2 protein-coding genes are annotated in these 11,728 nt (G+C 64.9%); one reads left to right on the top strand and one right to left on the bottom strand.

The window, feature by feature from the left end; translation table 11 throughout:
* Positions 1-172 precede the first annotated feature (172 nt).
* Complete coding sequence (locus ACZM22_RS01690; RefSeq protein WP_489542897.1) at positions 173-1,882, top strand: M3 family oligoendopeptidase; 1,710 nt, start codon at positions 173-175, stop codon at positions 1,880-1,882.
* Between the two features lie 83 nt (positions 1,883-1,965).
* On the opposite strand, the gene ACZM22_RS01685 is transcribed toward ACZM22_RS01690, so the two are convergent.
* Complete coding sequence (locus ACZM22_RS01685) at positions 1,966-11,247, bottom strand: DUF4430 domain-containing protein (protein ID WP_489542896.1); 9,282 nt, start codon at positions 11,245-11,247, stop codon at positions 1,966-1,968.
* Positions 11,248-11,728 lie beyond the last annotated feature (481 nt).

Below are 11,728 nucleotides of genomic sequence, written 5' to 3'. Positions count from 1 at the left end.
TTTAACGCATTATCTTCATAAACGGCAAAAAACCACGATAGATGCACATTTTTTAATGGCATTTAACGGCCCCCGCAAATCGCCCCTTGACATCCTCCGGCGCAGTCATGATAATATACATATTGCAGCTTTGCAGGATTTCTTTCGAAGACCGCGAGGAGGAACGGACCCCATGGAGAATTACAAATTTTCGACCTTACCCTATCAGCGCCCCGATCTGGAGGCCCGCCGCGCCCAGCTGGCCCGGTGGCAGGACGCCGTGGAGCAGGCGGAGAGCTTCGATGCGCTGCGTGCGCTGCTCTTTGAGATGGACCGCGCCAACGGTGAGCTGTCCACCCAGTGCGCCATCGCCCACATCCGCCACACTCTGGACACCCGCGACGCCTTCTATGAAGCGGAGATCCACTACCTGCAGGACACCCTGCCCACACTGGGCGCCGCCGAGGTGGCGCTGAGCGAGGCCATCGCCTCCAGCCCCTTCCGCCCCGACATCGAGCGGGAGTTCGGCAGGCAGTATTTCGTCGCCATCGACCTGCAGAAAAAGCAGTTCTGCGAGGCCAACGTCCCCCTGCGCCAGCAGGAGTCCCGCCTGACCAACGAGTATCAGAAGATCATGGCCGCCGCCGAGATCCCCTTCGACGGCAAGACCCTGAATCTCTACGGCGTGCAGAAGTACTTCGAGCACCCCGACCGCGCCGTCCGCGCCGCCGCGGTCAAGGCGTACTCCGCGTTCTACGAGGCCAACGAGCCCCGTCTGGAGGAGATCTGGGACGAGCTGATCCGCATCCGCAACCAGATGGGCAAAAACCTGGGCTATGAGAACTACATTCCCCTGGGCTACCTGGAGCAGGGCCGCACCGACTACGGCGAGAAGGAGGTGGCCTCCTTCCGTGAGCAGGTGCGCACCGTCCTCGTTCCGCTGTGTCAGAAGCTCTATGACGCGCAGGCCAAGCGTCTTGGCATCGACCATGTCATGTGGCACGATGAGAAAATGGTGTTCCCCGACGGCAACGCCGAGCCCGCCGGCGATGCAGAATTCATGGTCGAGACCGCCCGGAAGATGTACCACGAGATCAGCCCCGAGACCGGCGAGTTTATCGACTTCATGATCGACCACCAGCTGATGGACCTGGAGAACAAGCCCGGCAAGGCCTCCACCGGCTACATGACCAGCCTGCCCAGCCTGAAGGCCCCCTTCGTGTTCTCCTGCTTCAACCACACGATCTTCGACATGCAGGTCCTGACCCACGAGCTGGGCCACGCCTTCGCCGGCTACATGGCCATGCGCAGCCAGCCCATCTCGGACTATTACAGTGAGACCACCGACATCGCGGAGATCCACTCCATGTCCATGGAGCAGTTCGCCTACCCCTATGCCCAGTGGTTCTTCGGCGATCAGGCGGACAAGTTCCGCTTTGCCCATTTGCAGGAGGCGCTGACCTTTGTGCCCTTCGGCGTGGCTGTGGACGAGTTCCAGCACATCTGCTACGCCGATCCCCAGCTGACGCCCAAGGAGCGGACGTACCAGTGGCGCCTGCTGGAGGAGAAGTACATGCCCTGGCGCAGGTACGACAATGACGCCTTCATGGAGCGCGGCGGCTACTGGTATCACAAGCTGCACATCTACCTCTACCCGTTCTATTACATCAACTATACGCTCACCACCATGGGCGCCATGGAGTTCAAGAAGAAGTACGCCGAGGATAAGGCGGCGGCCTGGCAGGACTACCTGAAGCTCTGCAAGACCGGCGGCAGCCGCAGTTATCTGGAAACCCTGCGTTATGCGAATCTGGCAGATCCCTTTGAGGCTGGTTCCGTTGCGCGTGCCTGCGGCTACGCCGAGGACATCCTCCTCCGCCAGCTCGCAGAACAGGAGAAATAAGCGCTGTATCAACTGCAAAAGCTCCCCCTGCCGGCCTATGCCGGCAGGGGGAGCTTTTCATACGCTTCCGCCCAGCGGGGTCCTTATTCTTTCTTTCTGCGCTTGGACGCTGCGATCACCGCCGCACCGGCCGCCGCTGCGGCCGCCGCCACGACGATCCACACCACGGCGCCGTTCTGCGCCGCAGGCTCCTGCTCCTCCGCAGGCTCCTGCGCATCCGGCTCCGCCGGCGTGATGCCCGCGGCCAGGTCGGTCATGTCGTACAGTGCCGTCTGGCCGTTCAGCAGCCGCGCATAGGCCGTCAGGGCGCACAGTGCCTGCTCCGTGGCGATATCGTCCGCCGCGCCGTCCCGCGTGTGGCAGAATCCGCCGTCCTTATAGTAGGCGCACAGCGCATCCAGCAGGCTCAGGCCGTACTTGATGAACCGGCTGTCCTTGGCAGGATCGATGCCCAGCGTGGTCAGCGCGATGATGACTTGGGCGCAGGACTCGCTGTTCACCGTGCCCCAGCTGCTGTAACCGCCGTCAGAGAGCTGCATGTCGGACAGGGTCTGCACGGCCTTGTCCACCGCCGCCTGTACCGCCGCGTCGTCGCGGTACGCCGCCAGCGCCTGCACCGCCATGGCGGTCATATCGGGATCGGCGCTGTCACCGGACAGAGCCCAGCCGCCATCGGACAGCTGCTTGTCCAGAATGTAAGCCACCAGTGCCTCGCGGGAGGTCTGGTTGGCGTCCTCCGCCGCGGCGGGCACCTCATACCCGGCACTGTCCAGCGCGATCAGCGCGAAGATGGCGCCGTTAAGGCCCTGATACGTCACTTTGTCCATGTCTGCCAGCTTGGCCAGCAGATCATAGCCGCCCACGTCCGCAGGGTCCTTGCCGATGGCCGTCAGCGCCAGGATCACGCGGGAGTACTCGCTGAACTTCTTATCGCTGAGCTCGCCGCCCGCGTCCTGCACCGCCTTCACCACGCTGTCGTAGTAGCTGTCGGGCACCGTCCTGCCGCTGCGGGCCAGCGCGATGACCAGCCACTCGCTGCCGAAGGTCAGGTCGTTCTCGCCTGCCTTGTCCAGCGCCGTCTCATACTGGGTGCGCCACGCGGTGTTCTCCTTGACGCCGGAGGTCGCCTGCTGCGCCTTCACCAGCGCGGCATACGTCTCCTCCGCCGCCACCAACACCGCATAGTTGGTGACCAGCGCCTTCTCCTCTGCCGGCAGCCTGTTGTAGGCCGTCCGTGCCGCCGCGATGGCGCTGCCGCTGTCCAGCGTCACATTCCCGATGGCGTCGATGAGCTTGATGACATCCGCCGCCGTCAGGCTCTGGCCCGCCATGGCGCCGGCGTCGGGATCCTGCTTCCAGTCGGTGGTGTAGTACCACAGGATGTCGTCGCCGTCGGCCAGCTTCTTCTGGGTCAGCGCCACGTTGGGCAGCACACCGTTGACCTTGTACAGCCAGCCGGAGTTGTCGCCGTGGGTGAACTCGCCGTAGGTGACGCCTCCCTTGGTCATGGACCGGACGTAGCCGCTGGCCGCGCCGGACTGGGTGATGCCGCTGTCCCTCAGCGCCTCGATAAAGGCGTGGTACACGGTAGAGCCCTTCTTCACGGTGACGCTCTTACCGTCCATCCACATGCCCGCCGGCGTGCGGATAGACACGGTGACGGTAATATCCTCGTTCTCCTCGGGCGGGTTCACCGGCACATCCGGCTCACCGCTGCCGGTGGCGTGGCCCGGCTTCACCGCCGTCTTGCTGAAATTATAGATATTGTACGCCTTGCCGCCGTTGGCGCGGAACTGCGCCAACGCTACCAGGGCCCGGAAGCCCTGCTCCGTGGCCAGTGCGTTGTCCTCACCGGCGTACAGGAAGCCGTTGTTGGCGTCATTGGCATAGCGCAGCATGTCCTCCACCAGCGTGATGCCGCTGGCGCACAGCACCGTCTCGGGGTCCACGCCCGCGGCAATGAAGCCGATGATGAGCATGGCGTCGCTGTTGGCGTTGCTGTAATAGCCCGCGCCGGCCACATGGTTCGCCGCGCCCCGCACCAGCTTATCCAGCAGCGTCTTGGCGCTGCTGCGATCGGTGTAGGCGCTCAGCGCCGCCATGGCCGCACCCGTGGTATCGGGATCGGCGTAATACGCGCCGCCGTAGCTGCTGCCCAGAATGCCGTTGGACTCCGCCGCCGCGATGGTGGCGATCAGCGTCTCGATCTGCTGGTCAGTGAGCTTCACGCCGCCCTGCATATTGGCCAGCAGCACGTAGGGTGCCGCCCACACGGTGACGCTGCTCATATCCATGGCCTTCAGCAGTGCCCCGTTGTTCACGGCCTTGCCGCTGCCCTGAGGATACAGCTCCGTGCTGTCCACGCCCAGCGCCCGCAGCACCAGCTCGATGCGGCTTCTGGCGCCGGCGTCCGTCGTACCGGATGCCTCGGCGATCAGCAGATCCATGATGTTCTGCCGTGCCGCATCGGTGAGTCTGGCGGTCTTACCCGCCAGCTGGCCGTAGGCCGCCATGTCCATGGCGCTCCAGCCGTCCTTGGTCTCGGTGAGGGTAGCCGCGATGGAATCCATCAGGGCGGTATCATCCACGATCCACGGCAGAGATACGCCGAACAGCTCCATGAGCTTGTCGTTCACCTGCTGCCACGTGGTCAGCTTCATGCCCTCCACCGCGGCCTGCTCGCTGCTGCCGGTAAAGCTGTTGCCCGCGGCCTTCCACTGACCGTCCGGCTTCATGCAGTTTCCGTAGACATTCTTGACGGTGATCTGGTTGTCCAGACCCGCCAGCGTACCGCCCAGCCGTCCGGCGAAGCCGCCGGTATAGCCGTAGGTGGGCGTACCCGTCACCGACACCAGCCCGGCGCCCACAGCGTTCTCCGCCGCACTGATGCCTCCGGCGAAGCCGCCGGTGTAGTCCGTACCGGCAACGCTGCCCAGACTGTAACAATTCTTTACCGTGCCGTCGCTGATACCCACAAAGCCGCCGGCGTAGGACTTGCCCCGCACCTCGCCTTCGGCATGGCTGTCGTAGATGCCGCCGCTGTTGTCGCCGGCAAAGCCGCCCACCATCACGCCATCCGGCGCGGTGGCGCTGCCCTGCGCGGCACTCTTGGTGATGCTGCCGCTGTTCTCGCCCGCCAGGCCGCCCACCTTCTCCTTGCCGGAGACGCTGACCGCGGCGGTACACTTATCCACGGCGCTGGCCACGGAGAACATGGTCTCCTGATCGCTGAGCCCCTCGTTCAGGCCCACCAGACCGCCCACGGCGCGGCTGCCGCTGACCGTACCGGACACGGTGCAGCTGCCGACAAGGCCGGCCTTGCTGCCCGCCATATCCTGACGGTCCAGTTCTGCCCGGGCCCAGCCCACCAGACCGCCCACGCGGCTGCCGCCGGTGACGTTCACATCGCTGAGATGCAGGTTCTTGATGACCGCGCCCAGCGTCACATTGAAGAATCCGGCGTTGTCGCCGCCCTTCACCGTCACATGGGACACGGTGTGGCCCTGGCCGTCGAACATGCCCGTAAAGGGCGCGGACGCGCTGCCGATGCCGGAGAACGTCACGCCCGACAGGTCCAGATCCCTGGCCAGCTTGTAGTTCTTCGCCAGCACTGCGGGGTCCTTGGACGCCGCCAGCGCCTGAAGCTCCGCCACGGTGGAAATGGTCTCCCACTGGATGGTGCTGCCGTCCAGTTCCGCCCACAGCGGGCCCTGGAACTGGTTCTCGGTGGTGCCCTCGAACCACAGCACCCTGTCGCCGTCCTTCACCGACGCCGTGGAGGCGCTGACGTTGGACAGGGCGTCGTTGATGGTGAACATCCAGCCATCCGGCGCGTTGACTGCATGGCCGTTGATGGTGTGGATGAACCGTCCGAAGGTGGCGGTGGTGGAGTAGCTGTACGTCAGCTTGCCCTGCGCCTGAGCCGCGTCCATCACGTCCACCACGCGGGTGTTGCCCGTGCTCTCCACGGTGACATCCACCACGCTCTTGTGGTCGAAGTCGAAGGTGTACGTCTCCTTGTCATACGTCACCACGGCCACGTGTACGGTGATGTCCGCGGTTTTGGCCGTCTCCGGCGCCTTCACCGTGGTGAGATAGGGCAGGCCGCCGTTCACCGCGTCGTCGCGGGTCCAGATGCCGCTGCCCAGCTCCCGCACGAAGTCCGCCAGCCGCATCTGCATGCCGGTTCGCGGCTCCGCGCCGTAACCGTGAGCGCCGGTGTTCTCGCTGTTGTAGTAGCAGTTCCACACGCCCTCAGACTGGTCGTACTGGAAGCCGCTGTCCGGCTTGTTGCCGCCGATGAAGCCGTTGCCCTCTGCGCCCGTCACCGTGACGATACCCGCAGCGTAGCAGCTCTCATAGGCGTTGCCCTGGAATACGGAGCGTCCCACGAAGCCGCCGGAATAGCCGCGGCCCGACACGTTCCCCAGTGCGAAGCAGTTGCGGATGGTGCCGCCGTAGCCCAGACCCACAAAGCCGCCGGCGTAGTCGCTCTGGGTGCTGACGCTCATGGAGGTCCAGCACCGCTCGATGAGGCCGCCCTCCTCGTTGGCGCCCACGAAGCCCGCGTGGCCCGTGGAGGTAGTGGAGTTGGAGGTCAGCGTACCGCCCTCCACATAGCTGTCGCGGATGGTGCCGTAGTTCCGGCTGACCATGCCGCCCAGCACCGCGCCGGTGTCGGCGGTGATGTTGGTGTTCACCACGGCGCACTGCTCCATGAGGCCGTAGTTGTTGTGTACCAGCACCGCCGCGTTGTCGGAGAACAGCACGTTGGCGTTCTCCACCTTCAGATCGTAGATATAGCCGCTGGCCCCCACGTACCAGAACAGGCCGGAGTCATAGTTGCTCAATGTCAGGCCGCGGATGACGTATCCGTTGCCGTCCAGCACGCCGTTGAACCGGTTGGTGGTGTTGCCGATGGACTTGGTCTTGGTCTGATAGGCCGCCGACAGCTGGGAGAAATCCAGATCGTTGGCCAGATAGTATTTCTTGCTCCACTCCACCTTCTGCTGGCTGTCGGATCTGCTGTCTGCGGGATCGGAGGGCATATCCTCCACGTTGGCCAGGTCGATCCACTGCTGGGCGGAGGTGATGGCGACCCACGTGTCGTCGTGGTCGTCCGGTATCTCCGGCGTGCCGCTGCCGTCATAGATGACCGCCTGGGACGGGCGGCTGTCCGTCAGGCCCATTGTCTCCAGGATGTCCGCGTCGGAGTGGGCGATGACCTGCGCGGCATAGCGCCGCCCGGCGGCGAAGGTGTTGCCCAGATCCGCCATGCCCGCATTTCCCGACACCTCCACGGGGGTCAGGGTGCGATAGCTGCCATCGTCCTCTACAATGGACAGCAGGATGGTGTAGATCTGCTCGGCCGTGAAATAGGGCTTCTTGTCCCAGTGCAGGACCGTACCCTCCCACTTCACATTGGTGACGGTGGACATGCGGTCATAGGGCATCTGATAGCCCGCCACATGCTCGTCCACGTACTCCAGAGAGGGCTCGGTGTACGCGCCGTCCACCACTGCCGTCACCGTGGCGTAGTACACGCCCTCGCCCTGCTCCGCCAGCTCGGCGGCGCAGTCATAGTCGGTCTCAGTGCCGTTGGCGGTAAAGGCCGTGGCGCGGGCCAGCACCATCTGGGTGTAGTCCTCGCCCTCCACAAGCTCTGCGGTCTGCCGCCACAGGGTGATGACATACCCCTCCGCGCCGTCCACCGCGTCCCACGTCAGCCGGGAGGAAGCCAGCATGCCCACGCCATCCTCCACCTCCACGGCGGAGGAGCTGGTGAGATGCACCTGCTCCAGCCCGAACTCCACGTTCTGGGCCAGCACGGGCTCCTTGACCACCGGCGTCAGCTTCTGCCACTTCAGCACCGGCATGCCGCCGTTGCGGCCCGCCACATGCTCAAAGGCGTCGCTGATGGCCAGCTCCTGCAGCTGCTGGGCGGTCTGCGCCGCCGCGCCGCTGTTGCCGTCCGTGCCGCTGTCCAGATAGAAGCAGTTGCTGATTCTGCTGTTGGCGCCCGGGGCGATAGCGCCGGTATTGGTGCCGGTAACGGCGCCGCTGTTGTAGCAGTTGGCCACCGTGCCCTCGAAGCCGCCGTAATAGCCGCGGATACCGCCGCCTGCATAGCTGCCGCCGGTGATGCTGCCGGTGTTGTAGCAGTCGCTGATGTTTACCTCATGGGTGTTGCCGCCGCTGATGCCGCCGGCCCGCGCCTTGCCGCTGATGTCGCCGGTGTTGTAGCAGGCGCTGATGGTGACCACGGTGCTGCTGCTGGCGTTCTTGCCCAGGATGCCGCCGCCGTTGTTGCCGCCGCTGACGGCCACTTCGCTGCCGCACTCCGTGATGGTCACGGTGCTGCCCTTGGTGCGGGCCACAAGGCCCGCCGCGTCGCCGCTGCTGCTGTCGGTGCTGGCGGCGATGCCCTGCACCACCACGCCGCGGATCTCCGCGTCCTTCACCACGCCGAACAGGCCCGCGTACCGGGTCTCCGCCTTCATGCGGGACACCGTATGACCCTGGCCGTCAAAGCGGCCCGTGAACTCATGGGAATCTGCGCCGATAGGCGTCCAAACGCCATCGCCCAGGTCGATGTCCTCCGTCAGGACGGCGTATAGCCTGGTGCTGCCGTTCCCTGCGTTCACCGTCTGGGCCAGCCACGCCAGCTGCTCGCCGTTCTCGATCTCGTAGGGGCTGGCCTCCGTGCCGTCGCCCACCTCCGGCGCCGTGACGGTCTGACCGTCCCAGGCGGCGGAGGGCTCCAGCGTCACCGGCACCGTCACATCTCCGCTGACCTCCAGCGTCTGGCTGACCTTGGCGTAGCCCTTGGCCCGCACCGTGTAGGTGTAGGTGCCGTCGGGCAGCCGATAGCTGCCGTCCTGCTCCGCCGCCACGGTCTTGCCGTTCCACTGCACCGTCACCGCCGCGCCGGCGTCCTTGGGCGTCACGCTGAATCGGACGGTGCGCTTTTCCACCGGCGTCAGCGTGATATCCTTCCGGGCCGCGCCGCTGACCTCGATGTTGCCGCTCTCATCGGCATAGCCGAAGGCGAACGCCGTGTAGCTGTATGTACCCTCCGGCAGGCGGAACGTCCACACGTTTCCGTTCTGCTTGCCCTTTGCGCCGTCGATGCGTACCTCCGCGTCCTCCGGCATCACGGTAAATGTCACCTCATACGTGGTGATCTGCCACGTCAGGATGGGATAGCCCCCGTTGACGCTCTTGGCGTCCTGCATGAACGCCTCGCCCAGCGCCGCAGCGCTGTCCAGCGTTTTCAGCTGCTGCTCCGTCACCTTCACAGCCTTGCTGTCACTGACGCTCAGCGTGTCGGGGTAGTAGCAGTTGGCCACCACCGTCGAACTGTAGCTCACCTTGCCGAACACCGCGCCCGCACCGCTGCCGGTAACGCTGCCCGCGGCATAGCAGTTCTTCACCGATGCGTAGGAGCTGTCCACATACGCGCTGATGCCGCCGGAGTACCAGCCTCCGCCGGTGATGGTGCCGGTGCTGTAACAGTTCTCCACTGCCACCTGGCCGCTGATATTGGCCGCGATGCCCGCCGCGCGGTGGCCTTCGGAGGTCACATCCCCCACATTGCCGCAGTTCTTGATGAACTTTTCGTCGCTGCTGTACCCGCCGGCCACATAGCCCACGATGCCGCCCACATACTGGCCGCCCTTGACGGACGCCCTGTTCAGGCAGTTCTCCACGCCGCCCGTGGTGCCGTATAGCTGGCCCACGATGGCCGCGATGCCGTATCTGCTGGAATTGCTGGTGACCTCCACGCGGCCCTCCACCGTCACATTCCGGACGGTGCCGCCGTTGACGGTGCCGAACAGGCCGTAGTCCATGGGCGTACTGCCGGTGACGTACAGGTTCCGGATGGTGTACCCCTGCCCGTCAAAGGTACCCTTGTACGCTTTGCCGGTGCCATTTCCGATGGGCGTCCACGCCTCATCGCCCAGGTCGATGTCGTTGCACAGCACCGCGCTGAAGCCGGTGCCGTCGGACACACCGGCGTTCACCTGCTGGGCCAGCCACGCCAGCTCGCTGCCGCTGGTGATCTGGTACACGCCGTCCACTGCGGCGGGCTCGCTGATGTCGTCCGCGCCCTCCCAGGCGGACTTGGCCGTCATGGGGATGGTCACGGTCTGCGTCCCGCTCTCGCTGACGCCCGTCAGGTCCACGGTACCGCTCTGCTTGCCGTAGTTGGCGCTGCGGAAGCTCCAGTCGTAGGCGTAGCCTGCGGGCAGGCGGAACGCCATGCCGTCGGAGCCTTCCTCCGCCGCCATGTCCCGCTCACCGGTGCGCACCGTCAGCTTCCCGCCGTCCACATCGGTCTTGCCGTCCGCATAGGCGAACGTCACTGTGACCACCGGCTTCTCCGCCAGCACCACCGGCTCCTGTGCGTCGCCGCTGACGGTGACGCTGCCCTGCACCGCCGCGTAGCCGAAGGCGGAGACGCTGTAATAGTAGGTGCCCGCCGCCAGGGTATACGCCGTGCCGCTGTCCGCCGCGATCAGCGCCGTCCGCGCCTCATCGCCGTACAGCGAGAACTGTGCGTCCGCCGGCGTCAGCTGGAACGCCACACGGTACACCCGCGTCCACACGGCGTACAGGTCGGTATTCTCCGTAATGGTGATACTGTCCTTGTCGGCGTAGGCCACCGCGCCGTCCGGCGTCGTGGCCCAGCCCTCAAAGCGGTAGCCGTCCCGCTGGAACGTATTGGCCTGCAGCGTGCCGCTGCCGAACACGCCCTGCTGCACCGTGGTCTCCGTGCCGTCGTTGGCATGGAAGATCACCTGCGCCGGCAGCGAGGCCTTGAAATTGCTGAGCCACATGCAGTTGCTGCCTCTGCTGGCATAGCCGCGGTAATAGGAGATGGTGATGACGTCATCGGCGTTGGCCTGCACGGTGGCCGTGCCGCTGTCCTTCCCTTTGACGATCTCTGCCCCGCCGCCGCCGTAGCTGCTGTTCGTATACAGCGTCTTGCTGCCGTTCTTCACCTCCATACCGTTCTGGGTAGCGCCATCAAGCTGGTAATCGAAGGACAGTTCCGCCGCCTGCAGCATCGTCACCGTCAGGGTGGACCGCGTATACGTGTCGTCCCTCGCAGTGTTGCCAGACTTCAGCTTGTCGCCGTCCTTGACAAAGCCCAGCTTGGCCGCGTTGGCCACGGTGGCGATGCCCTCCCACTCGCCGAAAAAGCCCTCCAGCTCCGCGTCGGCGGCGCTGGCCAGCGTGGACACACCGTACCGTCCGGTGTCCTCGCTGCTGCGGTAGACGTCCTCCGCCCACACGCCGGTGGGCAGCATGCTGGTGAGCATCAGCACCACCAGCAGCCACGATACCACTCGTTTCTTCATGTCTCTGTCTCCTTTTATCTGTAAATTTTCTGTCTTATAAGAGAAGGAGGCGGAAGGGGTCGGCAAACCCCTCCCGCCCTTATGGAAAGCGGACGGCTTGCGCCGTCCCGACTTGACTGCGGGCGGATGACGCCCCTCCCGCGAAAAAACCGGCCTCCCTGACGGGACAGCCGGCGCATTTGCCGCAAAAAAAGGCCGGTCCGTCCCTGTCGGGATGGTCCGCGCCCACTTCTGCTCTCTGCCACAACGAAGAAGCGCCGCTGTGTACCTGTTCTCCGCCGTGCAATTCTCCTGCCCTAACGCCCCGAGGCTGCCGCCTCCCGTACATGACCTACCTTCTCAGGACATCCGTCCCAATGGCTGCTGTTCACCACACGGCGTCTCCGCCGCTTTGGTCACTTCCTTGCGTTTACAGTGCCGTCCGCAGAGGGTCTTGCCCCTATTTCTTCAAAACTGCCGCCTGACCGTTTCCGGCCGTTAC

The organism is Vescimonas sp. (genome assembly GCF_057856985.1).
The sequence above is the reverse complement of the archived record's forward strand: the minus strand, read 5'-3'. Positions and strand labels throughout refer to the sequence as shown.

Excerpts from the sequence above, each read along its gene's own strand:
- ACZM22_RS01690 (WP_489542897.1), top strand. The coding sequence starts at position 173 with ATGGAGAATTACAAATTTTCGACCTTACCCTATCAGCGCCCCGATCTG.
- ACZM22_RS01685 (WP_489542896.1), bottom strand. The coding sequence starts at position 11,247 with ATGAAGAAACGAGTGGTATCGTGGCTGCTGGTGGTGCTGATGCTCACC.